Annotated in this window: 22 protein-coding genes and 1 other annotated feature; of the genes, 15 read left to right on the forward strand and 7 right to left on the reverse strand. The window is 33.1% G+C overall.

Annotated features, from left to right (window positions below; genetic code table 11):
- Positions 1-23 precede the first annotated feature (23 nt).
- The 6 genes from ACFOZ1_RS13450 to ACFOZ1_RS13475 all read left to right on the forward strand — a co-directional run bounded on the left by ACFOZ1_RS13450 (position 24) and on the right by ACFOZ1_RS13475 (position 5,756).
- Positions 24-914 carry an RluA family pseudouridine synthase gene (locus tag ACFOZ1_RS13450; protein WP_390200087.1) on the forward strand — a complete coding sequence of 297 codons (891 nt, stop codon included), beginning with the start codon at positions 24-26 and terminating at the stop codon, positions 912-914.
- Between the two features lie 185 nt (positions 915-1,099).
- A complete protein-coding gene (locus ACFOZ1_RS13455; protein ID WP_390200089.1) occupies positions 1,100-2,113 on the forward strand; it encodes a dienelactone hydrolase family protein in 1,014 nt (337 codons plus the stop codon).
- 104 nt (positions 2,114-2,217) lie between these two features.
- Positions 2,218-2,835 (forward strand): hypothetical protein, encoded by a 618-nt coding sequence (locus tag ACFOZ1_RS13460; protein WP_390200090.1) that lies wholly within the window; start codon positions 2,218-2,220, stop codon positions 2,833-2,835.
- 132 nt (positions 2,836-2,967) lie between these two features.
- Entirely contained in the window at positions 2,968-3,150 is a 183-nt protein-coding gene (locus tag ACFOZ1_RS13465) for a cold-shock protein (RefSeq protein WP_390200091.1), read from the forward strand.
- A gap of 175 nt (positions 3,151-3,325) precedes the next feature.
- Positions 3,326-3,958 (forward strand): DUF624 domain-containing protein, encoded by a 633-nt coding sequence (locus ACFOZ1_RS13470; protein ID WP_390200092.1) that lies wholly within the window; start codon positions 3,326-3,328, stop codon positions 3,956-3,958.
- Between the two features lie 205 nt (positions 3,959-4,163).
- The gene (locus ACFOZ1_RS13475; protein WP_390200093.1) at positions 4,164-5,756 is read left to right on the forward strand and encodes a family 43 glycosylhydrolase; all 1,593 of its coding nucleotides are present in this window, start codon (positions 4,164-4,166) and stop codon (positions 5,754-5,756) included.
- 82 nt (positions 5,757-5,838) lie between these two features.
- Here the strand turns inward: ACFOZ1_RS13475 and ACFOZ1_RS13480 are convergent, their stop codons facing one another.
- From ACFOZ1_RS13480 to pxpB, 3 genes are read right to left on the reverse strand one after another with little or no spacing between them, the layout of a single operon-like run.
- Positions 5,839-6,561, reverse strand: coding sequence for a 5-oxoprolinase subunit PxpA (locus ACFOZ1_RS13480; RefSeq protein ID WP_390200095.1), 723 nt, complete (start codon positions 6,559-6,561; stop codon positions 5,839-5,841).
- The gene (locus ACFOZ1_RS13485) at positions 6,562-7,497 is read right to left on the reverse strand and encodes a 5-oxoprolinase subunit C family protein (RefSeq protein ID WP_390200096.1); all 936 of its coding nucleotides are present in this window, start codon (positions 7,495-7,497) and stop codon (positions 6,562-6,564) included.
- The gene (pxpB, locus tag ACFOZ1_RS13490) at positions 7,484-8,176 is read right to left on the reverse strand and encodes a 5-oxoprolinase subunit PxpB (RefSeq protein ID WP_390200098.1); all 693 of its coding nucleotides are present in this window, start codon (positions 8,174-8,176) and stop codon (positions 7,484-7,486) included. Before pxpB ends, ACFOZ1_RS13485 begins: the two co-directional genes overlap by 14 nt.
- A gap of 160 nt (positions 8,177-8,336) precedes the next feature.
- Here pxpB and ACFOZ1_RS13495 point away from each other — a divergent pair, with 160 nt between their 5' ends.
- Positions 8,337-10,052, forward strand: coding sequence for a methyl-accepting chemotaxis protein (locus tag ACFOZ1_RS13495; RefSeq protein WP_390200099.1), 1,716 nt, complete (start codon positions 8,337-8,339; stop codon positions 10,050-10,052).
- Between the two features lie 73 nt (positions 10,053-10,125).
- On the opposite strand, the gene ACFOZ1_RS13500 is transcribed toward ACFOZ1_RS13495, so the two are convergent.
- Positions 10,126-11,166: an FUSC family protein gene (locus ACFOZ1_RS13500; RefSeq protein ID WP_390200101.1), complete on the reverse strand. Its 1,041-nt coding sequence runs from the start codon at positions 11,164-11,166 to the stop codon at positions 10,126-10,128.
- A gap of 319 nt (positions 11,167-11,485) precedes the next feature.
- Between ACFOZ1_RS13500 and ACFOZ1_RS13505 the strand changes: the two genes are divergently transcribed.
- Together ACFOZ1_RS13505 and ACFOZ1_RS13510 are read left to right on the forward strand one after the other, a co-directional pair.
- Entirely contained in the window at positions 11,486-11,932 is a 447-nt protein-coding gene (locus tag ACFOZ1_RS13505; RefSeq protein WP_390200103.1) for an IDEAL domain-containing protein, read from the forward strand.
- A 207-nt stretch (positions 11,933-12,139) separates the two neighbouring features.
- Positions 12,140-13,138, forward strand: a complete 999-nt coding sequence (locus tag ACFOZ1_RS13510) for a Gfo/Idh/MocA family protein (RefSeq protein WP_390200105.1) — start codon at positions 12,140-12,142, stop codon at positions 13,136-13,138.
- A 51-nt stretch (positions 13,139-13,189) separates the two neighbouring features.
- Here the strand turns inward: ACFOZ1_RS13510 and ACFOZ1_RS13515 are convergent, their stop codons facing one another.
- Entirely contained in the window at positions 13,190-13,762 is a 573-nt protein-coding gene (locus ACFOZ1_RS13515; protein WP_390200107.1) for a class D sortase, read from the reverse strand.
- A gap of 154 nt (positions 13,763-13,916) precedes the next feature.
- Here ACFOZ1_RS13515 and ACFOZ1_RS13520 point away from each other — a divergent pair, with 154 nt between their 5' ends.
- Together ACFOZ1_RS13520 and ACFOZ1_RS13525 are read left to right on the forward strand one after the other, a co-directional pair.
- A complete protein-coding gene (locus ACFOZ1_RS13520) occupies positions 13,917-15,080 on the forward strand; it encodes a serine hydrolase domain-containing protein (RefSeq protein ID WP_390200108.1) in 1,164 nt (387 codons plus the stop codon).
- A 34-nt stretch (positions 15,081-15,114) separates the two neighbouring features.
- Complete coding sequence (locus tag ACFOZ1_RS13525) at positions 15,115-15,474, forward strand: DUF488 domain-containing protein (protein ID WP_390200109.1); 360 nt, start codon at positions 15,115-15,117, stop codon at positions 15,472-15,474.
- A 102-nt stretch (positions 15,475-15,576) separates the two neighbouring features.
- Here the strand turns inward: ACFOZ1_RS13525 and ACFOZ1_RS13530 are convergent, their stop codons facing one another.
- The gene (locus ACFOZ1_RS13530) at positions 15,577-15,777 is read right to left on the reverse strand and encodes a cold-shock protein (protein WP_390200111.1); all 201 of its coding nucleotides are present in this window, start codon (positions 15,775-15,777) and stop codon (positions 15,577-15,579) included.
- A gap of 164 nt (positions 15,778-15,941) precedes the next feature.
- Complete coding sequence (gene ilvB / locus ACFOZ1_RS13535; RefSeq protein ID WP_390200112.1) at positions 15,942-17,609, reverse strand: biosynthetic-type acetolactate synthase large subunit; 1,668 nt, start codon at positions 17,607-17,609, stop codon at positions 15,942-15,944.
- 105 nt (positions 17,610-17,714) lie between these two features.
- On the opposite strand from ilvB, the gene ACFOZ1_RS13540 reads away from it, so the two are divergent.
- From ACFOZ1_RS13540 to leuS, 4 genes are all read left to right on the forward strand, one after another.
- A complete protein-coding gene (locus tag ACFOZ1_RS13540; protein WP_390200113.1) occupies positions 17,715-18,758 on the forward strand; it encodes a tellurite resistance/C4-dicarboxylate transporter family protein in 1,044 nt (347 codons plus the stop codon).
- An 87-nt stretch (positions 18,759-18,845) separates the two neighbouring features.
- Positions 18,846-19,919 (forward strand): dual-specificity RNA methyltransferase RlmN, encoded by a 1,074-nt coding sequence (gene rlmN, locus ACFOZ1_RS13545; RefSeq protein WP_390200114.1) that lies wholly within the window; start codon positions 18,846-18,848, stop codon positions 19,917-19,919.
- Positions 19,920-20,157: 238 nt separating this feature from the next.
- Entirely contained in the window at positions 20,158-21,822 is a 1,665-nt protein-coding gene (locus ACFOZ1_RS13550) for a glycoside hydrolase family 13 protein (RefSeq protein ID WP_390200116.1), read from the forward strand.
- 91 nt (positions 21,823-21,913) lie between these two features.
- Positions 21,914-22,134, forward strand: a binding site (T-box leader).
- A 108-nt stretch (positions 22,135-22,242) separates the two neighbouring features.
- The gene (leuS, locus tag ACFOZ1_RS13555; protein ID WP_390200117.1) at positions 22,243-24,657 is read left to right on the forward strand and encodes a leucine--tRNA ligase; all 2,415 of its coding nucleotides are present in this window, start codon (positions 22,243-22,245) and stop codon (positions 24,655-24,657) included.
- Positions 24,658-25,010 lie beyond the last annotated feature (353 nt).

Raw genomic sequence — 25,010 nt, forward strand, 5'->3', positions numbered from 1 at the left:
ATGCACACGTAAAGGAGTTCATTATGGAAAAAACGCAGCGTTCAATGATTGATACAGTAAAGACAAATGAACTATTATTGGAATATTTATTAAAGACACTAGAGAATAAAAGTCGTAATGCAATTAAATCGATACTTACAAGAGGGCAAGTGTATGTAAATGGCATACAAGTGACCAAACATAATTATGAATTAAAAATTGGTGACAAGATAGAAATTACAACAAACAAAGTAGCAAAAGCTGCAGTGTTTCAAAATATGAGTATATTGTATGAAGATGATAGTATCATTGTAATTAATAAAGGGGCAGGATTATTGTCTATGGCTTCAGGTAAAGATAATGAGTTGACCGCATATAAACAATTGACAACATATGTAAAGAAACTTCATCCGAAAAATCGTGTCTTTATTGTACACAGATTAGATCAAGAAACATCAGGAGTAATGGTCTTAGCAAAAACAGAGAAAGCGAAACAATACTTACAAAATAATTGGAAACACATAGTAGAAGAGAGAACATATATTGCATTAGTGGAAGGGAAAGTAGCAAAAGAAGATGGTACAATTAAGTCTTGGTTAAAAGAAACGAAGACATATAAAATGTATTCTAGTGATACACCTCAAGATGGAAAGTTAGCCATTACACATTATCATGTTAAGAAAAGAAGTAATCACAATACATTATTAACAGTTAAATTGGATACAGGACGCAAAAATCAAATAAGGGTTCATATGCACGATTTAGGTAATCCTATTGTAGGAGATAAGAAGTATGGAGCCAAAACAAATCCTATCAAGCGACTAGGTTTGCATGCACAAATTTTGGCATTTAAACATCCAGATACAAAAAAAATCGTTCGCTTTGAAGCAAATTTCCCTAAGTCATTTTTAAATCAAATGAAAAAAAATCTTTAATACCAAATGCCAGAGATTTTATCTACGTAAGTGGGTGTTCTCTGGCTTTTTTAGAGCTTTAAATTAAAAAACCTAAAAATTTATGCTTGGATTGCTTTTCTATAAAATAAAAGTTCGTTATAATGTTATTAATTGTTAAACGCTTTCATTTGAGGATGAATCTAAATTTAAGGAGAGTTGTAAAGATGAGTAATCAATTAGATCAACTTTTTGAACAATTCTATATACAAGCACTAAATGAAACAGTTAAAGCGGTAGGTCCAGTAGAACGTAAATTGACTTTGAAAATGAGTTTACTTAAATTATTGGGTGATTTTTCTAAGCTTGAAGAAGAAAGAGTATATAAAGAAGGATGTATAATAGAAACAAAGCATTTTGAATCGTACACAAGAGAACTTATAAGTATACCGATTACAAATATATTAGAAATAAAAATGTATGTTTTAACACCAAAAGAATCCAAAGACAATTATTCTGCTGTGCTAGCGTTACATGGACACGGTTATGGTGTAAAAGAAATTGTTGGTCTATTACCAAATGGAGAAGAAGATCTATCAAATGACGGTATTCACCAACATTTTGCTGTACAATTAGTAAAAAAAGGTTTAAAAGTTTTCGCACCTGAAGTCATAGGTTTTGGTGATAGAATGTTAACGCGTGATAAAGAACAAGGAAAGCCAAATTCATGTGAATCTATGGCGACAAGTTTGTTAATGGAAGGAAAAACATTGGCAGGATTGAGAATTTGGGAAGCAAGGCAAATATTAAACTATATCGAGACATGTCAAGATGTGAATCCAGATCGAATTGGTATGATGGGCTTCTCAGGAGGTGCATTAGTTACTAGTTATACAGCAGCAATTGATTTACGTGTAAAAGCAACGGTCTTAACAGGCTTTACGAATACTTTTCAAGGCAGTATCATGGCAATGCGTCATTGCATAGATAATTACATTCCAGGTATATTAAATTACGCGGAATTACCTGAATGGATATCATTAATTGCTCCTAGAGGACTATTTATTGAGGCGGGCATACACGACCCTATTTTTCCGAATAAGACAGTAATGGCAGCTATTCAAGAAATTAAAGAAGCTTATGATCATCGACCAGAAAAATTTGATTACCATATCTTTGAGGGTGGACATCAAATTAATGGTGAGAATTCCTATCAATGGTTGAAAAATCAATTAGTATAATTTAGTAAAGTTTATGGAAAAACTACTGATATAGGCGAAACCCCTTACTTTTGTGATATACTTTTGTAGTAGATGCAAAGAGAGTCATAGGGGGAAAGATAGAAATGAAAAAATTGATAGAAACATTGAAAACGATGTCTTTTAAAGAAGCAGTAGACTATATATGGGAATACTATAAATTACATATTATCGGCATTGCTGTCCTCATATTTGTAATAGTTTCTATCATTACGAATATAGTTAAGGAAGATGAAGTATATTATAATGCGATGGTCGTTGCACCTGTTACGTATGATCAAGTCAATGAATTATCTGTACAAATCAATCAAGAACATTTTGATGAATTTACATTTTCTATTGATAATATTGCATATCAAGGTGGCGGATTATCTGAGCAGTCTTATGAACAAGTGCAAAAGTTTATTGCTAGAACTGCGACAGGTATGGTGGACTTTATGATTACAGATGAGGCAATGGCATTAGATTTAATTGAACAAGAAGGATTAAAGCCTATTGAAGATGTCTATACGATTAGTAAATTAGAAAGTAAAGGGGTAGAATTGTTAGATTTTGGTACGGGTACAATTTATGGCATAAGAGCATCTAAGCTAGATGTGTTTAGTGGTTCAGATGTATTTAGAAATCAAATCATTCTTATACCAGCTACTTCTAAAAATGATGATATGACGAAAGAAGTTTTTGATACGTTATTAAAGGATTAAAATATCTTTATTTTGTTTGATTTTCTCCAGTCACTACGTTTCTAAACGGGCACTTACTCTTTTGTAGATAACTTTGTATTTATTTGTAATTAGGCGTATAATAGAAGTAGTACCCATGAAAGGGAGTGCCTTATGGCTTATTTTAATAATCAGAAAGAACCGGTTAATAATGTAGAAACAAATGTATGGTCTTGTGTGAGTGATGATTGTCAAGGCTGGATGCGTGAGAATTATTCATTTGATAAAGAACCTGCGTGTCCTATATGTCAATCAGAGATGAAAAAAGAAGTCAGAGTCATTCCAGAAATGAAATAATAAAAAGAGTCCTTTCCTATTAATGGAAGGACTCTTTTTATTATGTAAAATAGTGTTCTTACATCATTTACTATTATTTTAGCAAGTAACTTTTACACATAAGTTGGTTTAATCTTTGTAAGAAAGGAAATAATAATTAATAATAACGACATATGATGGAATGGGTGATGGAACAATGGAAGAACAGTCATTACTATTGAAAGTATTACACATCATAGCCTCATTTATTGCATTACAATTCGTATGGTTCTTTTTTTCATTAGGTATTATTACAATTATTCCTGCTACTTTAGCAATGTATACCGTTATATTAGATTGGTATCGTAATGGAATAACAATAGCTTTTGGAGAATCCTTTCTCTATTCATTTAAGTATTATCTCAAAAAATATCGTTATTTTATGACATATATAGTAGTGTCGATTATTCTTTTATCAGTTAGTGGATATACAAACGAGTTCTTGACATTAGTGAAAATTGATTTTATTTTTAGAAATATAGTATTTTTTCTTTTAGGACTGTTTGTGTGTACATTAATTGCTATCATACCACTCACAGTGTCTACACATTTAAAGGGTGTGCATTTATTGCAAAATGGTGTTGTTGTGACATTTCGTTTGTTACCACAAATGATATTTTTAGTTTGCATCAGTATTGGATTTGGAATCATTGTTTATCTCTTTCCATACACAATTAGTTTATTCTTCTCTATATTCGCGTTTATTCATATCCGCATTTGGCAATATGCTGTAAAGACATTACCAACTGATTTTCTTGATAAATGTTTATTAAAATATCATTATCGTTAGTCATATAATCAAAAAATAGTAAACGATTGTACTTATATGAATATATATAATTTGAAAAAAGGCTTATTATCAAGCCTTTTTTCATCGTTCCATTCTATCCGGACGCTTTCTCTTTTGTATGCAACTCTTACTATAGAAAAATTGAGTTATACGCATCAGTTCGATATAATGTAAGCGTATATATAATGAAAAAGGGGGGAAGAACATGAAGAAAATTGTTTTTATTAGTCTATTGCTTTTTTTATTTCCTATTTACATATATGCAGACAACCCAGTTATTAAAGATACGTATACTGCAGATCCGGCGACATTAGTTCATGATGGCAAGGTTTATTTGTATACTGGACATGATGAAGCAACAACGAATGATTCTTTCTTTGTGCTGAAAAAATGGAATATATACTCATCCATTGATTTAGAAAATTGGAAATTAGAAGGTTCTCTTGATAGACAAGCCTTTGATTGGGCAAAACATGATTCGGCTTGGGCATCTCAAGTAGTCGAAAAAAATGGTGTATTTTATTGGTATGTAACAGTAAGAAATAATGATGCAACAGAACCAGGTTATGCAATTGGTGTTGCGACATCAGATAATCCTGTAACAGGATGGAAAGACGCAATTGGGGGCCCTTTAATCAGTCCAAGTATGACAGAAGACCCTGAACATATGGGAACAGACCCGTGGGACGATATTGATCCAACAGTGTATGTTGATGATGATGGAGAGGCTTATATGTATTGGGGGAATACGCATTTATATTATGCAAAGTTGAAAGATAATATGATTGAAATAGACGGAGATATTAAGAGGATAGAGATAAACAACTTAGATGGTAGCTTTACAGAAGGTCCTTGGTTAGATAAATATGAAGGTAATTATTATCTAACGTTTGCAATGAATTACCCCGAGGAAATTGGTTATGCAATGGCAACAAGTCCTGAAGGGCCATGGACATTTAAAGGAAAAATAATGAATCGATTATCAAATAGTGCGACGAGTCACCCAGCTATTTTACATTTCCAAGAGCAAAACTATTTCGTTTATCATACCGCTTCTTTACCTAATGGTGGTGAGTTTAGAAGATCTGTGTCAATAGAAGATTTGCATTATTTTGAAGATGGAACGATAGCGCCTATTACTCCTACTGCATCTGGAGTATCGGGACCAAGTTACATGCTACAATTGATTGATACGAATCTCGCATTAAAAGAACAAACATTATTTTTATCATTAGAAGAGAAAGAAGAAGTGAATTATAATTATCGTTGGTATCAGACACCAGCATTGAATCAATCAAATCATGTTAATGTAGTATCATTTCAATCAGAAAATAATCCTGGCTTCTATTTAGTTAAAGAAGGTGACTACATAAGGTTAAAAAAGAATGATGGTACTGATGCATTTAAAGATGCTGCTAGTTTTCGCTTAGTTCCAGGAATGTCTGATGAAAAAGCATACTCCATTCAACCAGTAAATGATGATACAGTAGTTTTAGCGAAGTCTGAGAATAACGGCGTTTCTTTTCAATCGAAGGAACAGTTAACGAATGATACGGATGCTACATTTTTAATCACTGCATTAGAAGATATTATTCCAGAACAAATGGAAAAAGAGGCAGTAAATCAACCAGAAGTAGAAGAGAACCAAGTACAGGAAGAGAGTCAAGTTGAAGAAGTAAACACGAAAGAAGAGACGGACGAAGCGAATAATACTACTTATATTGTAATCGGACTAGTAAGTTTATTATTGGTTGTATTCCTTTCTCTCGTTTTTATTAATAAGAAAAGAAAGAAATAACGTATTAAAAAAGGCAGTCTGGTATTGTGTGATGGATAATGTAATATCAGACTGGCTCTTATATGGCTAAGTTAATTGAAAATTAATTCTGTAATAATGGATGAATTTTCTTGATCAGAACAATAGCCTTTTGGGTGTCACCATGTACACAAATCGTATCTGCTTTAATAGGGATATAATGTCCTTTTATTGTTTTTACTTTTTGATGGTAAAGCATAGTTTTCACTTGCTCGAGTGCTAGTTCTTCATCTTCTATTAAAGCATTTGTCTCTTTTCTATCTGTTAGTGTACCATTGGCTTGATAGGTTCTATCTGCAAATACTTCATGCTTCACAACTAATCCTTTTTCTTCTCCAATAGTAGCAAGTACACTTCCTGACAGACCATATAGTAATAACTCTGGATTATAGTCATAAATCGCATTTACTATTGCAGTTGCAACGAGTTCATTTGTTGAGGCACTATTATATAATGCTCCATGCGGTTTGACATGATGTAATGTGGCACCTTTTACTTTGACAAAAGCATCAATTGCACCTAATTGATAAAGCATCATATGATAAATCTCGTCAGCAGAAAAGTGAATCGCACGTCTCCCAAACCCCTGAATATCAGGATAACCAGGATGGGCACCAATATGGACATGATGATTTTTTGCAAGTGTTACTGTTTTAGCAATAGATTGAAAATCACCTGCATGAAATCCACAAGCAATATTCACTGCATTCACATATGGTAGTAATTGTTCATCATTATGAAACGTATATTGACCATAATCTTCTCCGATATCACAGTTTAATTCCAATTAGAATTCCCTCCATTTCTCTAATAAAACATATTTTAATTGAAGTAAATCATGATGAGTATGCTTCCATGTTTCAAGTGCATATTCAATAGAAACCTTTTGAAATGTAATGGATGTAAATATGGTTGCTTGAGCCAATTTAGCTAAATCTGCTTGAATCACTTGACCAATTTTAGGATACCCACCAGTTGGTTGTCCGTCTGCCATAATCACAATTGGTTGTCCATTCGGTGGAACCTGAATCGCGCCAAATTGAACTGGCTCTGAAAAAAGTTGTTTTTCGTTTTTTAATCTAATTGGAGGCCCATTTAATCGATAGCCCATACGATTAGATTGGGAAGTAATCTTCCATGTATGATTTTCAAGTGACGATGCAAACCAATCGCTTTGTATCCCTTCTATATATCTAATCGTAATGTATTTTGATGTCATGTAGTCAAATAGTTTTTTATCTATTTTCCAATTAAACATACCCTTATGTGTGTATGCTTGAATAGGAAGCTCACAATTTTCTGTAATCGTGTTGCGGACATCCTTTATTCTTGGAAGTGATGAACGACTTTTTAAAATAGTAGGATAGGCAATTCCATATTTACATGCAAGATATGTATACATACCCGCTTTGCATGATAAACAACGTAGGGAATCTCCTTTTTTAACTTGTATAGGACGATACAATTCAATTTTTTGATTATTCAAATATATATCCATTGGAGCTCCAGTACAAGCGATAACAGTATCATGAAGAAATTCGACCGTAACTCCAATTTGACACATTTCTAATACTGCAGCATTTTCGTGATTACCAACCAGAAAATTTGCAATTTTCATTGCAAAGCTATCCATAGGTCCACTTGTTGGAAATCCTAAAGAACGATAAGAGAATCTCCCAAGATCTTGAATTGTTGTAGCTAAGCCTTTTTCAATTATCTTCATAAGTGATCAGTCGCTTTCGTATATCTTCAAATTCTTTACTAGTAATAGGGTAGAAATGTACGTTGTCTCCGGGTTGAAATAATGTGGGCTTTTCTTCATCTACATTTACTAAGGGAATAGGTGTGCGTCCAATAATTTGCCAACCACCTGGTGACATACTTGGATAAATACCTGTTTGTGACCCGGCAATGCCAACAGAACCTTCTGGAACAGATATGTCTGGTATTCCTTTTCTTGGTGTAGCAATACGATCATCTATTCCACCCAAGAAAGGAAAACCAGGTGAAAAACCTAAAAAATGAACGGTATATTGATTGGAAGTATGTAAATGAACCACTTCTTCCATTGTTATGTTATGGTATGTTGCAACAAATGAAAGGTCTTTGTTAAACGACTCCTCATAACAAACGGGAATATGGTGTGTAGAAGGAGAGAATAGCAATAATTCATCTGGATATCTCATCTTCTTTAATTTTTCTAAGAGATTATACGGATGAGTTGTAATTGGGTCAAAATAGATAACTAGAGAATTATACCCGATAACGATTTCAGTTATAGAAGATTGTAAGTTCTTTTCTATTACTTTTTTTACTATTAGTATTTTTTCTAACAAAGCTACAGATATTTCTTCATTAAAATGTATCATAATCGCATTCTCAGCAATTAAACGTATACTCATACATCTCGCTCCTTTTCTATTTATTCTAACGAAAAAGTTGCTAAAAATAAATAAGTAAATCACTTGTCGAATAAAGCGAAAAAACTAGTAATGATTCGAAAGTAATGATAGAATGGTACTGCTGAACATGACTATAAATCAGAGATGAGAGGAAAGTATGATGAAAAAGCGAAAATCCCAAAGTAAATTAAACAATTTAAAGATAGGAACAAAATACGGAATTATTCTAAGTATCGTTCTTTTATTATTTTTAGTATCAACAATAATCGTCTCTATTTTTTTAAAGGAAACAGGCGATCAAATTGATGCTTTAGATCGTCGGAGTGACAGAGCTGTAGATGTAACGGAAATGGGTTCATTGCTAAGAGCAAAAGGTATTCGTATCTATAAATATATGGAGACTCAAGAAACTAAGGTAGAGGAAGAATATGCGGAACGACAAGAGGCATTTGATAAGTTAGAAGCAAAACTTGAGCCGACAATCGATACTAAAGAAGAAAGAGAATTAATGAATCAAATTACGGCATTAGATGATCAAGTAAATGAAAGTTTTGAACAAATCATCAATTATGTTAAACAAGGTGAAATGGGAATCGCAGGACTGAAATCTATTGAAGCTACAGAATTACAATCACAAGCAGTAGGCTTACTAGATCAATTAACAGAACTTGTAGGAAAGCAAAGAGAAGATGCAACGATTATTGCAAAAAATAGTCAACAAGTATCAATGTATGTCCTTTATATTGCAGTAGTTATCTCTATTATTATTAGTATCGGACTTATTGTGGTAGTGAGTAGAAGGCTTTCTTCACATATTCAAGAAGTGGTGTATGTAAGTGATCAGATTGCTAATAACAATCTACAAGTTGAGCCAATTAATTATAGTGGGAAAGACGAAATTGGTCAGTTAGCATTATCAATAAATACGATGTATAGTAATTTGAGTACGATGATTAAGAAAATAGCTGATGTATCTGACACTGTTACAGCACAAAGTGAAGAATTGAATCAGTCGGCAAATGAAGTGAGACAAGGAACAGAACAAATTGCAACAACAATGGAAGAATTAGCTTCAGGTTCAGAAACACAAGCAAATCATGCGAGTGAAGTAGCGTCAAATATGAATGTTTTTGCAAAAAACATCGATGGTGCGACACAATTAGGTGACCAAGTGAAAGAATCTTCTGAGGATATATTGTTAGTCACAAATGATGGTAGCAAATTAATGATCGAATCTGTAGAGCAAATGAACAAAGTGAACAATTTAGTAAAGAATACAGTTTCTAAAGTGAGAGGGCTTGACGTACAATCAAAAGAAATTTCTAAATTAGTATCTGTCATTAAGGATATTGCAGAACAAACGAACTTACTAGCACTTAATGCAGCAATTGAATCTGCACGTGCCGGGGAACATGGTAAGGGTTTTGCCGTCGTAGCAGACGAAGTAAGGAAATTGGCAGAGCAAGTAGCTGTATCTGTGACAGATATCACGAGCATTGTTGGAAATATCCAAAAAGAAACAACAGAAGTGACAGGCTCATTAGAATTAGGTTATGAAGAAGTCGAAAAAGGTACAAATCAAATTGAACAAACAGGAGAAGCTTTCAACAAAATTACTCATTCAGTTGAAGGCATGGTAGATCACATACAAGAAATGACGAGCAGTTTAACGATGATTAATCAAAACAGTGTAAGTATCCATACTGCTATTGAAGAGATTGCATCCATATCTGAACAGTCAGCTGCAGGTGTACAACAAACTTCTGCATCTGCTGAAGAAGCTAGTAGTTCAATGGAAGAGATTTCTTCTAGTTCAGAACAATTAGCGAAACTTGCTGATGAATTAAATGGATTAGTTAGACAGTTCAAATTATAATTTGTTTTTAAAGATACAAAACCAGCTTGTCTTTTTGGATAAGCTGGTTTTTCGCATAACATATATCTAATTACTAGTTTTTCTCCATTTCGTTTGTTGTCTGTATGATTTCTTCAACTAAGTTATAAATAGAAAGCAATTCATATAGAATGATTAATTCTGTAGAGAAGATGGTATGTTCATTTGCTTCATTGGGCTTAATGTCCCAGAATTCATCTCTTAGTCTTTTTACCTGATTTCGATATGCTTTGGCTTTATAATGATCAGGAAATTTCATAAAATCAGCTAATGAATGAACCATATTAATGATATCTTCGCATTCTTTTGGTGACCAACAAATAGTTCGATTTGGAATATTCATTAGATTACCGATATGATAATGCACAAGCCTTAATTTTGCGACATTCTTCTGCTCCATCTCAAATAATTTTCTAGTGTCATCTTGCAATCTATGATATTTCGCTTCATCCTCTTGAAATTGTAGTAATTGTTCTGTTTTATCTAGAGCACGCTTTAATTGAAAAAATTTCTCATCGACATCTTTAATTTTTGCTGACTGGACTTTATCTGCTTTCATTAATACTGTTGTGATGAGTTCTACTGCATCCCCTGTTTTCTTTAGCATTTGATTGAAATCAGAAGAAATTTGTTTCGTGTAATTAGGAGGTAGTATGAACATATTTACAATTGTAGAGACAAGGATACCGATAGTCGTAGTACCTAGACGTATTAAAAAAGAATAGAAGAGATTGTCATGAATCACTTCAATCATTGCAACAGATGTTAATGTTGCTACTAATAATCCTGCATGTAAATGAAGTCGAAAACACGTCAATATCGTAAAAAATGCAGCAAGTGTATATGTAATAGGAGAATTTCCAAAAAGGTAAATGAATAGAACAGCATACAACGAACCAATAGCAGATGCGGGAAAACGCACAATACCTTTCTTAATAGAGGAAGCGACAGTCGGTTCAATTGTTACAATTGCAGTTATCACAGCAAATACTGGTGGCCACCCAAGCAACTGACATATCCATGATGTTAGAAAAACTGCAAGTGCTGTCTTTATTGCTCTTCTTCCAATAATTTTTATACGTAAATGCTTTAACATAAAGAAACGCTCCTTCGATAATTTCCATAAGCTAAATGAAACGAACTATATTGGTATTTAGGAAGTTGTTTGTAATTGTTCGTTGTAATAGCTGATTTCTAGCTTTTATTAAGATGGGAAATTTTTCACTATCGGTTAGTATACCGCATTTTATCTGGTAATTCTATGTGATTGCGTAAAAAAAGTTTGTAAATTAGAATAAAGGCAAAATCAAAAAAATTTATTTAATATAATTGTAAACGCTTTCTTATTTGGCGCATATAATGTAAAATAAGAATAATCATTAATAATGTAGCGAAAATTTGAGGAGGTGTCTACATTGCTTTCGATAAAAACGTTTAAACCATATTATGTGAAAGAAGAAGGCAACTATATTCGAGTGGTGTTAGCATTTCAATATTTTTCATTGTTAATGGATGATAAAGTGTATCAATTTGTACCACTTGAATCAAGGGAAATCCGAATCAATCGCGAAACACAAGCAATTGAAAATAAAGATGCAGTATTTGTTTTTCAAAAAGGCAAAAAGTATAACAGAATAACACTTCGAGATTTAATGTGTGTGAAAGATTTTCAAGATCATTTATCAAAAATATTAAGTCCATATATGATTCTCACACAACCAAAAGAAAAGCGTGATGAAATAGATTATGTCATTATGGAATTAGAGAAAATTAATTTATTGCGATTAATTGATCTTGCTTTAGATGAAAAAGATCAAATAAAATTTAATCTATATACAGAAAAGTTATTAGAAATTCAATAACAGATAAAAACTTCGAATAAAAGAATTCTTTAATTACAAAAATCTAAACGATTCAAAAGCTATTTTACGAATCGTTTGGTTTTTTTTGTGAAGAACAATATTTATTTTCCAACTTCTTTTTAATTATTTTTGGGATTTTTGGAGAACTTAGTCTTTTCTTGTTATAATATAAGCATAGAAAGTTTTAATTAAGGGAGGAATCGTACAATGGTTAAATTAAAGATAGGTGTGTTAAGTACAGCAAAAATTGGACGAGAACAAGTGATTCCAGCAATTCAACGTTCGCAAAATGCAGAAGTAGTTGCAATAGCGAGTCGAAATATTGAAAATGCAAAAAAAGTAGCAGAAGAGCTATCTATACCAAATACATATAGTAGTTATTTAGATTTGTTAAATGACCAGTCAATTGATGCTGTCTATATTCCATTGCCTAATGCTATGCACAAAGAATGGGTCATGAAAGCTTGTGAGCATAAAAAGCATGTTCTATGTGAGAAACCGATTACTTTAGATGCTGCAGAATTAGAAGAGATAAAAAAAGTAGCTGAAGAAAATAATGTCTACGTAATGGAAGCGTTTATGTACCAATTCCATCCACAACATCAAAAAGTTAAAGAGTTATTGAATAGTGGTGCAATTGGTAATGTGACAATGATGCGTGCAAGTTTTTCCTTTTATTTAGATGATCGCACAAATATTCGTTTAAACAATGAACTAGGTGGGGGGTCTATGTATGATGTAGGATGTTACAGTATACATGCAATTCGCAATATACTTAACCAAGAGCCTATAACTGTTTATGCAAAAAGTGTAGAGCGTGACAATTTAGGTGTGGATACGACAATGACAGGAGTATTGTCATTTGAGAATGGGATTGTTGGACTTTTCGATTCGAGTTTTGATTCCACGCATCGTCAAGAATATGAAGTGATTGGATCTAAAGGTACGATTCGAGTAAGTGCCGCATTTAGACCTGATACAAGCAAGGACGGTAAAGGAAAAGTAATTCTATGCGTAGATGGAAAAGAACCAGAAGAATTTTCGATAGATGGTGATCAATATACATTAATGGTTGAGGATTTTGCAGATGCAATTACTAAAAACAGAGCACTATCTTATACGATAGATATGGCGTTAAACCAAATGAAAATCGTTGAGGCTGTATATCGTAGTAGTGAATCAAATAATGTTGTGATTGTAGATTAATAAAGAAAAGGCTTCTTCATAATTGTAGATACATTATGAAGAAGCCCTTTCTTATTTTTCAACTGGTTTTGCGTAAATGATATAACGATCTGGTGCATCACCGATAAATGAAAATGGATAACATGTTGTAATAACTAATTCTTCATTAGGTGCGGTACTTTTGATAACTGTGGTGTCATCTGCTGGTACAATTTTGGAATCGACCATCTCGTATTCGAATTCTCCGTATGGAAGCTCGACGATAAAGCGATCACCAATTTTGACTTCTCCAAGACTACGAAATACTGTGTCTCGATGACCAGACAATACAATTTGGTCATTTTGCTCTGGATATGCAGATGTTTTGTAATGTCCGACACCTTTCTCTAAGTCGTCGGGATCTGTACCTTCAACGATTGGAAGTGCCGCATCTAATACTGGAATATGAAGAAATCCTACAGCATCACCTGTCTCTGGAAGAAAAGATTCTGGTGATTGCTTTCCATCCGCTTTTGATTGAGTAAGTAATTGTTGTGCTTCTTGTGCTGCTTGGTTTTCAGCTGCCTGTATTTTGAAGTATTGATACCCACCAATACTCAAAAATACAACCCCTGCTAGAATAAACAGTAAAGCAATTTTTTTCACGATATCACCTCATTATCATTTTTTCGTCTGTAATCCATTGTATGTACTTAATTGTTCTTTCTTTATTATACATAATTATGTAATAGATTACATTAGATTGTTAAATATATTATACTAGAATAGAAAGCGAATTCAATTTGGAGGAGGGATCGATATGCTAGTAAAAAGATTAAATCATTTTTTAGAAAGTATTATTAAAGATGGACCAGCAGGTGTTGCACTATCTGTCATAAAAGATAACAGATTACTTTATGAGAATTATTTTGGTTATGCAGATATCGATACAAAAACAAAAATCGAGAAGGATACAATTTATCGAATTTACTCCATGACAAAAATTGTCACTTGTGTTGCTGCATTGCAATTGGTAGAAGAAGGGAAAATATTATTGAATGATCCTTTAAGTGACTATTTGCCTGAATTTAAAGAGATGAGTGTAGATATAGGTGGTAATCGTGATTCATTAAATGTAATAAAAGCAACACAACCAATACGTATAAAAGACTTATTTAAAATGACTTCAGGTCTTACATATGGCGGCAACCAAACAGAAGTAGAACGTCTAACAAGTAAAGCAATGGAAGAAGTTCGTAACTTATCAGGTGACTTACATACAACAAAACTTCGAATCTTCTCACGGAAAATAGCAGAAATTCCATTAGCATTTGAGCCTGGTACGGATTGGAGATATGGCATAAGTCACGACATTCTAGGTGCCTTAATAGAAGTGGTAAGTGGAATGACATTCTCTGAATATTTACAAAAAAATATATTTGACCAACTTGGCATGCATGATACTCATTTCCAATTACCAGAGGAGAAGAAAGAACGCTTAGCAACATTATACAATATGAATGAACAAGGACATTTAATTAAAAATACAGTGATAGATCATGCAAGTGAACCTGTGCCTTTGTTTGAGAGTGGTGGTGCAGGACTGCATTCTACACTCGGTGATTACCAAAAATTTGCACAATGCTTAGCACAAAATGGGACATTAGATGGTAAGACGATTCTAAATAAGCATACAATTCAATTAATGGCTCAAAATCATTTACATCCATCTTTGTTCCATCAACTTGGATGGAATGATGATAATGGTTATGGATATGGATTAGGTGTGAAAGTAATGATTGATCAAGTAAAAGGTGGAAGTATTAGTAATATAGGAGAATTTGGTTGGTCAGGTCTTGCGGGTACATATTGTTTGATTGATCCGAAAACAAACCTTTCCATCGTATATATGCAACAAATGTTCCCGCACAATGAAACGATTTATCAACCTCGAATTAGAAATATAGTGTATGGCTCTTTATAGAATACAATCATAGTGAGGTGTAAAAGAACATAATATGAAAATAAAAAGAATATATGATGATCAAGAAGAAAAAGACAATATAAGGATATTAATTGATCGAGTTTGGCCTCGAGGTATTTCAAAGGAAAAAGCAAATTTAGATGATTGGTTAAAAGAAATTGGACCTTCTACAGAATTGAGAAAATGGTTTAATCATGATCCAGAACGTTTTTCTGAATTTAAAAAGCGATATAGAAAAGAATTGGATCAAGATCATGAAAAGCGAGAAGCATTTGAGCAGTTGAAGAAATACAATGAAGAGAATAATGGAGATATTACAATTCTCTACGGCGCTAAAGATACAAAATATAACCATGCAGTAATCGTAAAAGAACTAATTGAAAAAAACAAATAAAGATCAAAAAATGAAATCAAGTAAATACTGCAAATAAAAAAATATAAAGCAAAAAAAAGCACTTCTTAAAGATAAGAAGTGCTTTTTTATATAAGCGCTAAATTAGTTTTTTACTACGTTAGCTGCTTGTGGTCCACGGTTACCTTCTTCGATATCGAAAGAAACGCTTTGACCTTCTTCAAGTGTTTTAAAGCCGTCGCCTTGGATAGCAGAGAAGTGTACGAATACGTCATCTTGACCTTCAACTTCGATGAATCCAAAACCTTTGTCTGCGTTAAACCATTTTACTGTACCTTGTACCATATTTCTTTTCCTCCTAGTGTGAATCATTCACACAAATGTATTACTATTCTTGCTCTTGCCCCAAAACGAAAACTTTACGTTACGATACTTGAAGGTGTCATCGAACAAAATAGCTAAATTCATTATAACAAGTAAATTACTATATTGCAAGCGGATGCCAAAATTTATTTATTGTCTTCACCTAGAATAGCATCTGTGTTATTTCCACCTGGAGGAACTATTGGGTATACATTTACTTCTTCTTCTATAATAAAATCTAACAATACAGGGCCATCTATTTGAAATGCTTTTTTTATCATTTCTTCTGCTTCTTTTTCTGTTTTAGCTTGGTAACCTGTAATGCCAATGCTAGTTGCAAAACCAATAAAGTCAGGCGAGCTAATTTTCACTTGTGAATATTTGTTTTTATAAAATAATTGTTGCCATTGTCGAACCATACCTAAATAACCATTACGCAAAATAACAATTTTGATATTCAACTTATTATTCGCAACATGAAATAATTCTTGTATATTCATTTGGATACTACCATCACCAGTTACACATATCACTTGTTGATTCTGATTGGCTAATGCACCACCGATACTTGCAGGTAAGCCGTACCCCATTGTACCAAATCCGCCTGATGTAAGTAGGTGTCTTGGTTGTTGGAATGGATAATGAAGTGCTGTCCACATTTGATGTTGACCAACATCTGTAGCAACAATCACATCTTTATGAGCATGAGAATAGAGCAATTTGATTATTTTGTCTGGTTTTAACTCACTTGTTGCATTACTAAATTGTGGAGAAGTTTTTCTCCATGTAAGAACTTCTTCAACCCAATGATCTAATGTGAAATCTTGAAGCAATGGATTGATTGTCTGTAAGAATTGTAAAATATCCATTATGATTGGAAAGTCCACTACAATATTCTTATTTACTTCAGCTGGATCTATTTCAATTTGTATTTTTGTAGAATGTGGAGAAAAACCTTTTGTTTTACCAGTAATTCTGTCACTAAATCTCACACCTAAACAAACTAATAAATCTGCTCTATGAACAGCTCGATTAGCTGCAAATGTACCATGCATACCAACCATTCCTAAATGTAACGGATGATCTGCTTCTATTGCACCTAGTCCCATTAAAGTACTAACAAAAGGGATGTTTGTTTGATCAAGGAACTTCCGAAGCACATCACTAGCACCACTAGCAATCACTCCACCGCCAATAAGTAAGACAGGCTTTTTTGCATTTTTAATTAATGATACGATATGGTTTAATTGATTCATATTAACATTTGGATGTTTTTTTTGAATTGTTGTTAGGATAGGACTATCTATATCATTGTACTGCTCACTTTCATCATTCTCAGTCGGATTATATTCAATAATAATCACACCATTTCTACCAGCTAATGCGAGTTGATAAGCTTCTGCTATAATAGAAGGGATATGTTTTCTTTTTCGAATTTGGAAATAATATTTAGAAATTGGTTTTGTAATTGCTTCTATATCTAAATACGTATCAAATTGTTTACATTGTTTTACAAAGACAATAAGAGGTACACTATCAATTTGAGCTGTCGCAATTCCTGTCACAGCATTTGTTAACCCATAGTCCGTAGTAATAAATGCAATCCCAGGTTTTCCTGTAGCTCTTGCATATCCATCTGCAGCATGAATGACAGATTGTTCATGTGTCAGTGGGGAGAATTGAATATCTTTGGATGACTGGAATAAATAAGGATAAAATGCAGAACCGAAAAGTACTTCTGCGTTTTGTTTTTTTAATGCTTCGACCATCACGTTTTCATATGAGTTATACATTGCTTGCCTGCGAATTTTCATTTGGATAACTCCTTTAACTTTTTTCTAATCATAAAATTTTCAGAAAACTTTATCAGTGAGGTATATCACGTTAAACCAAAAACTTTACAGAGTGGAGGGATTTTTATGAAATTATGGATAAAAAAAATTAAATATCTATTCACAGGTTATTTCGCCTTGGTGATGGCGACAGGAGCGTTATCTATTGCTTCGCATTTATTAGGTTTTACACGAGTAAGTATGGGATTGTTGTACATAAATACAGTGTTTATAATTATACTTGCAGCTTTGGTGTTATCACGCGTCTTGTTTTTCTTTCCTAATGTTAAAAAAGATATTACAAGTCACTTACAAGGACCTGGTTTCTTTACATTAGTTGCAGGGACAAATGTATATGGTTCACAGTTAGTCATTATTTTAGGAGAGTATTCTATTGCATTAAAATTGTGGTTAATAGCAATCATATTATGGATCGTGATTATGTATGTATTCTTTACTGCCGTAACGATTCGAAAGAGCAAGCCAGATTTAGTGGAAGGAATTAATGGAGCTTGGTTAATTGCAGCTGTCGCAACACAATCAATCTCTGTTTTAGGAACATTAATTGCATCACATTTGACAGATAATTCTACTATGGAATTTATTTTCTTTATTGCAATTTCTATGTATTTACTAGGTGGGATGCTTTATCTGAGTATTATTACATTAATTTTTTACCGATTTACATTTTTACATTTTGAACATGCTGCACTCACACCGCCTTATTGGATTAATATGGGAGCTGTTGCCATTACAACTTTAGCAGGGTCCATGATTATTATGCATGGAGCTGATACTCTTCTAATTGAACAGTTTATTCCATTTATAAAAGGGTTCACATTATTCTTTTGGGTAACTGGTACATGGTGGATTCCGTTATTAGTTATTTTAATGTGTTGGCGTTATATTGTGCATCGATTTCCAATTAATTATGACCAACAAATGTGGGGCATGGTCTTTCCACTATCAATGTACACTACTGCAACATATCAATTGAGTCATTCTTTACACATTGCATTCTTAGAAAAAATTTCACAAGTATTTATTATACCAGCTGCTATTACTTGGGTTTTAGGAATCGTTCTATTATTTGTTCATTTAATGAGTGATATATTCAAAGTTATAAAGTAATTCACTGAACTACCTTGCAAAATTGGAATAGAAACGTTAAGATAAAATGATTGAAAAACTGGTGAATTGAAATGAGGTAACATATAAATGAATAAACAATCCATTTACTCTTATACAGAGGAAGAGTTGGCGCAATGGTTTATAGATAATGGACAAAAGAAATTTCGTGCATCACAAGTGTGGGACTGGTTATACAAAAAACGTGTCCGCACATTTTCACAAATGAAGAACTTGAATCATGCATGTGTGGAGTTATTAGAAGAGCACTTCACATTAGGTACTTTACAAGAAGAAATTAAGCAAGAGTCACAAGATGGTACTATAAAATTTCTGTTCAAGATGGAGGATGGCAATTTAATAGAAACAGTACTAATGAAATTTAATTATGGCTACTCTGTCTGTGTTACAACACAAGTTGGTTGTAATATTGGGTGTTCTTTCTGTGCGAGTGGGCTTTTGACAAAAGATCGAGATTTGCAAACAGGTGAAATTGTGGAGCAGATCATGAAAGTACAACAACATTTAGATAGTAAAGAGAAAGACGAGCGTGTTAGTCATATAGTAGTAATGGGAATTGGTGAACCATTTGATAATTATGCAAATACGATGCGTTTTTTACGAATTGTAAACAGCCAAAAAGGTCTATCTATTGGAGCAAGACATATTACTGTATCAACAAGTGGGTTAGCTAAAAAGATATATGATTTTGCGGATGAAAACATACAAGTGAATTTAGCTGTATCTTTACATGCGCCAAATAATGAGTTAAGAACGAAAATAATGAAAATAAATAAAGCATTTCCTTTAGAAAAATTAATGCCAGCAATCGATTACTATTTGAAAAAGACGAATCGCAGAATTACATTTGAATATATTCTATTAAAAGACGTTAATGATCATAAGGAGGAAGCAAAGCAATTAGTCCAATTATTAAAAGATAAGCGTCATTTATCTTATGTTAATTTAATTCCATATAATCCAGTTGATGAACATAATCAATATAGCCGAAGTGAAAAACAAGCAATATTAGACTTTTATCAAGTGTTACTCGAAAATGGAATTAACTGTGGTGTTCGTGTAGAACATGGGACAGATATTGATGCAGCCTGTGGGCAATTACGAAGTAAACAATTAAAGAAAGAAAAGCAAAAAGCGAACTAACATTTTTTCTACTAACTTTTTTGTAAAGATATAAACAAACACATAATGAAACAAGTTGAATAATATAGTGTATCGTCCTATAAGTAACCATACTTATAGGACGATTTTTTATAAACAAGTAATGATGATCTTAGTATTAAAATTTAATTGACATTATCAAAAAAAATGATACTATCAATATAAGTGCAATCGTTTGCGCAATTTAAAAACATGTAGTGATACTTGGAGGTTTTGTATAATGCAAAAAAAATGGTGGAAAGAAGCAGTTGCGTATCAAGTGTATCCTCGCAGTTTTAACGATTCAAACGGTGACGGTATTGGAGATATCAATGGAGTGATAGATAAATTAGATTATATTAAAGAATTAGGTATTGATGTCATTTGGATGAGTCCAATTTATCAATCACCTAATGACGATAATGGATATGATATTAGTGATTATCAAGCGATAATGGAAGATTTCGGTACAATGGAAGACTTTGATCGATTGCTTGAAGCGGTACACGAAAAAGAGATGAAAATCATTATGGATTTAGTTATTAATCACACATCAGATGAGCACCCATGGTTTATTGAATCAAGGTCATCAAAAGATAATCCTTATCGTGACTATTATATTTGGCATGAAGGTAAGGAAGGGAAAGAACCGAATAATTGGGAATCTATTTTTGGTGGCTCCGCTTGGCAGTTCGATGCAGAAACAAAAGAATATTATATGCATGTGTTCTCAACAAAACAACCAGATTTAAATTGGGAGAATGAAGTTGTTCGCAATGAGTTATATAAAATGATTAATTGGTGGTTAGATAAAGGAATTGATGGTTTTCGAGTGGATGCGATTTCACATATAAAGAAAGTCGCAGGTTATCCAGATTTACCTAATCCAACAAATAAGAAGTATGTACCTTCATTTGATGGCCATATGAATAGACCAGGTATTGACAAATTTCTAAGAGAATTAGCGGATCAGACGTTTAACCGTTACGACATTATGACGGTTGGAGAAGCGAATGGTGTGAAGATTGAAGATGCAGATCAATGGGTTGGAGAACGTGATGGCTACTTTGATATGATTTTTCAATTTGAACATTTAGGATTATGGTCAAGAAGTGCGGATGGTGGTTTAGATTTAGATTCCTTAAGACAAACATTAACAAAATGGCAGAATGGATTGCATGGTAAAGGCTGGAATGCATTGTTTTTAGAAAATCACGATCAACCAAGATCTGTTTCGACATGGGGTAATGACGAAACATATTGGAGTGAATCAGCAAAGTGTCTTGCTACAATGTTCTTCTTTATGCAAGGAACACCATTTATTTATCAAGGTCAAGAGATTGGCATGACAAATGTGCAATATGACTCGATTGATGATTATAATGATGTAGCTATTAAAAACCTTTATTATAATGAATTGGAAGAAGGAAAGACACATGAAGAGATCATGCAAGTCATTTGGAAAACAGGTCGCGATAATTCAAGAACACCAATGCAATGGAACGACTCCAAAAATGCAGGATTTTCTGATGGTGAACCATGGCTAAAAGTAAACCCGAATTATAAAAAAATAAATGTCGAAAGCCAATTGGAAGATTCTAACTCTATTTACCATTATTATAAAAAAATGATTTCATTGAGAAAAGAATATGACGTTTTTGTCTATGGTGATTATCATTTACTATTATCTAACCATAAGCATGTGTATGCATATGGTAGGAAGTATCAAGATAGGTATGCCCTCATTGTTACTAACTTATTTGCTATGGAAACAACGGTCTCTCTACCTGGTGAATGGGATTCGAAAAAGAAACGTATGGTCTTATCCAATTACGCAGATTGTTCTGATATAGAAGCAAGTGAGTTTATCTTAAAACCTTATGAAGCTAGAGTGTATGTATGGTGAGTATCCATCGAATCCAATCATAACTTGACAAAATTCAGACATTTCATTAAACTATCAGAAAGTAAAAGAACTTTCAGATAATTATAAATGAAAATAGACGATGAAGAGGATTAGTAACAAAGTAACTTCGTTAAAGAGAGGTGGCGAACTGGTGCAAGCCACTACAAGTCTTTGTGAACTCACCTTAGATGTTGCAAGAGTGATCTTATTCAGTTGAGAAAGCTTTTGTCGTGATCCGCGTTAAGGATTTGAAGTGAGTGCGATAAAGCACTAATGTTGGGTGGTACCGCGGGAATCTCTCTCGTCCCATTTTGGGATTAGAGAGATTTTTTGCGTGGGAAGAACATATGTTTGTGTAATGGTGGTTATTTTAAATTAGTATATAGTGCAATGGTTTTACATAAATAAGGAGGAAAAGTTATGTCGTTTGATCATACTTCCATTGAAAAGAAATGGCGAGAATACTGGATAGCAAATAAAACATTTGCTACAGATGCAAAATCAAAGAAAGAAAAATTTTATGCATTAGATATGTTTCCATACCCATCTGGAGCAGGACTACATGTAGGTCACCCAGAAGGGTATACAGCAACAGATATATTATCTCGAACGAAAAGAATGCAAGGGTATGAAGTTTTACACCCAATTGGTTGGGATGCATTTGGACTTCCAGCTGAGCAATATGCATTAGATACTGGTAATGATCCTGCAGAGTTTACAGAGAAAAATATAAATACTTTCCGTAGACAAATTCAAGAATTAGGATTTTCATATGATTGGGATAGAGAAGTGAATACAACTAATCCTGATTATTATAAGTGGACACAATGGATATTCTTGAAATTATATGAAAAAGGACTAGCATATATAGATGAAGTACCAGTTAATTGGTGCCCTGCCTTAGGTACAGTGTTAGCCAATGAAGAAGTAATTGATGGCAAAAGTGAACGTGGTGGTCACCCTGTAGAAAGAAAACCAATGAAACAATGGATGTTAAAAATTACTGCATATGCGGATAGGTTATTAGAAGATTTGGAAGAATTAGATTGGCCTGAAAGTATAAAAGATATGCAACGTAATTGGATTGGAAGATCAGAGGGTGCGGAAGTTGAATTTTCTATAGAGAATAATATAGATACATTTAGTGTATTTACAACGAGACCTGATACATTGTATGGTGCAACATATACAGTGTTAGCTCCAGAACATCCATTAGTTACTAAAATTGTGACAGAAGACCAAAAAGCTGTTGTTACTGCATATTTAGATAAAGTAAAAACGAAAAGTGATTTAGAACGTACAGATTTAGCAAAAGATAAATCTGGTGTATTCACAGGAGCATATGCAATTAATCCAATTAATGGAAAGAAATTACCGATTTGGGTAGCTGATTATGTATTAATGACATATGGTTCTGGTGCAATTATGGCTGTCCCGGCACATGATGAGCGTGATTATGAATTTGCTAAAAAATTCGGTATTGATATTATTCCTGTATTAGAGGGTGGGAATATCGCAGAAGAAGCATTTACTGGCGACGGACCACATATAAACTCTGACTTTTTAAATGGATTAAATAAAGAAGATGGAATAAAAGCTGCAATCAATTGGTTAGAAGAGAATAAAAAAGGTGAGAGAAAAATAACATATCGCCTTCGTGATTGGTTATTTAGTCGTCAACGTTATTGGGGTGAGCCAATTCCAATTATTCATTGGGAAGATGGTACAACTTCAGCAGTACCTGAAGAAGAATTACCTCTTGTATTACCTAAGACAAAAGAGATTAAACCATCAGGTACAGGAGAATCGCCACTTGCTAATATAGAAGATTGGGTTAATGTTGTAGATTCTGTTACTGGAAGAAAAGGCCGCAGAGAAACAAATACAATGCCACAATGGGCTGGTAGTTGCTGGTACTTCTTACGTTATATTGATCCGAACAATAAAGAGAAATTAGCTGATGAAGAATTGTTAAAAGAATGGCTACCAATAGATGTATATATTGGTGGAGCAGAACATGCTGTATTACATTTGCTCTATGCGCGTTTCTGGCATAAATTTTTATATGATATTGGAGTTGTTCCAACAAAAGAACCATTCCAGAAATTATATAATCAAGGAATGATTCTTGGAGAGAACAATGAAAAAATGAGTAAATCTAAAGGGAATGTTGTAAACCCTGATGAGATTGTCGAATCACATGGTGCGGATACTTTACGTTTGTATGAAATGTTTATGGGTCCATTAGATGCGTCAATCGCTTGGTCTACAAATGGTTTAGACGGTGCACGGAGATTCTTAGATAGAGTATGGCGTTTATTTGTTACGGATGATCTTCAATTATCTGACAAAATTGTAGACGAAAATACGACTGAATTAGAAAAAGTCTATCATGAAACAGTAAAAGTAGTGTCTCAAAACTTTGAAGATTTACGCTTTAATACAGGAATTTCACAAATGATGGTCTTTGTAAATGAAGCATATAAAGCGAAACATATTGCAAAAGAATATGCTGAAGGATTCATTAAGTTGTTGTCTCCAGTCGCTCCACATGTGGCTGAAGAAATTTGGCAATTGCTTGGTCATAATGAAACAATTGCTTATCAAGAATGGCCATCATTTGATGAAGCAAAGTTAGTAGAAGATGAAGTGGAAATCGTCGTACAGATCTTGGGTAAAGTACGTGCGAAGTTAATGGTGAATAAATCTGCAACGAAGGAAGAGATTGAACAAATTGCTTTAAATGATCCTTCTATTGTAGAAAGGTTAGAAGGAAAAACAATTCGTAAAGTAATTGTCGTACCACAAAAGTTAGTAAATATTGTAGCTAATTAAATTTATAGCCTTCATTTTTGTCTTTACTAAGATAAAATGAAGGCTATTTATATTACTGAATGAGAATTCTTTCTTTCTAACTTAGACGAAATGCTTCTTTTTATAAAACACTCGTTAAAGTTTTTTGAATAAAACTATTGACTTTTAATAAATAAACTTGTAATATATTAAGAGTTCGCAACAAAACATTTTACGAGAACTTGACAAAATATCTCGTTATTTGTTAAAATGTATTTGTCGCTGACACTATGTTAATTTGATCATTGAAAACTGAACAAAACAACCAGTATGATATATAGTAAGAAATGCTAGCTTTTAGAAGCGAGCTTAAAGTCAACTTTATTTGAGAGTTT

The sequence above is a fragment of the Gracilibacillus marinus genome (assembly GCF_042651725.1).
In the GTDB taxonomy this organism is placed as follows: Bacteria; Bacillota; Bacilli; order Bacillales; family Amphibacillaceae; genus Gracilibacillus; species Gracilibacillus marinus.

Excerpts from the sequence above, each read along its gene's own strand:
- ACFOZ1_RS13525 (WP_390200109.1), top strand. The coding sequence starts at position 15,115 with ATGAAAATAAAAAGAATATATGATGATCAAGAAGAAAAAGACAATATA.
- leuS (WP_390200117.1), top strand. The coding sequence starts at position 22,243 with ATGTCGTTTGATCATACTTCCATTGAAAAGAAATGGCGAGAATACTGG.
- ACFOZ1_RS13485 (WP_390200096.1), bottom strand. The coding sequence starts at position 7,497 with ATGAAGATAATTGAAAAAGGCTTAGCTACAACAATTCAAGATCTTGGG.
- ACFOZ1_RS13500 (WP_390200101.1), bottom strand. The coding sequence starts at position 11,166 with ATGTTAAAGCATTTACGTATAAAAATTATTGGAAGAAGAGCAATAAAG.
- ACFOZ1_RS13475 (WP_390200093.1), top strand. The coding sequence starts at position 4,164 with ATGAAGAAAATTGTTTTTATTAGTCTATTGCTTTTTTTATTTCCTATT.
- ACFOZ1_RS13450 (WP_390200087.1), top strand. The coding sequence starts at position 24 with ATGGAAAAAACGCAGCGTTCAATGATTGATACAGTAAAGACAAATGAA.
- ACFOZ1_RS13455 (WP_390200089.1), top strand. The coding sequence starts at position 1,100 with ATGAGTAATCAATTAGATCAACTTTTTGAACAATTCTATATACAAGCA.
- ACFOZ1_RS13465 (WP_390200091.1), top strand. The coding sequence starts at position 2,968 with ATGGCTTATTTTAATAATCAGAAAGAACCGGTTAATAATGTAGAAACA.
- pxpB (WP_390200098.1), bottom strand. The coding sequence starts at position 8,176 with ATGAGTATACGTTTAATTGCTGAGAATGCGATTATGATACATTTTAAT.
- ACFOZ1_RS13470 (WP_390200092.1), top strand. The coding sequence starts at position 3,326 with ATGGAAGAACAGTCATTACTATTGAAAGTATTACACATCATAGCCTCA.
- ACFOZ1_RS13530 (WP_390200111.1), bottom strand. The coding sequence starts at position 15,777 with ATGGTACAAGGTACAGTAAAATGGTTTAACGCAGACAAAGGTTTTGGA.
- rlmN (WP_390200114.1), top strand. The coding sequence starts at position 18,846 with ATGAATAAACAATCCATTTACTCTTATACAGAGGAAGAGTTGGCGCAA.
- ACFOZ1_RS13540 (WP_390200113.1), top strand. The coding sequence starts at position 17,715 with ATGAAATTATGGATAAAAAAAATTAAATATCTATTCACAGGTTATTTC.
- ACFOZ1_RS13495 (WP_390200099.1), top strand. The coding sequence starts at position 8,337 with ATGAAAAAGCGAAAATCCCAAAGTAAATTAAACAATTTAAAGATAGGA.
- ACFOZ1_RS13460 (WP_390200090.1), top strand. The coding sequence starts at position 2,218 with ATGAAAAAATTGATAGAAACATTGAAAACGATGTCTTTTAAAGAAGCA.
- ACFOZ1_RS13550 (WP_390200116.1), top strand. The coding sequence starts at position 20,158 with ATGCAAAAAAAATGGTGGAAAGAAGCAGTTGCGTATCAAGTGTATCCT.
- ACFOZ1_RS13520 (WP_390200108.1), top strand. The coding sequence starts at position 13,917 with ATGCTAGTAAAAAGATTAAATCATTTTTTAGAAAGTATTATTAAAGAT.
- ACFOZ1_RS13510 (WP_390200105.1), top strand. The coding sequence starts at position 12,140 with ATGGTTAAATTAAAGATAGGTGTGTTAAGTACAGCAAAAATTGGACGA.
- ilvB (WP_390200112.1), bottom strand. The coding sequence starts at position 17,609 with ATGAAAATTCGCAGGCAAGCAATGTATAACTCATATGAAAACGTGATG.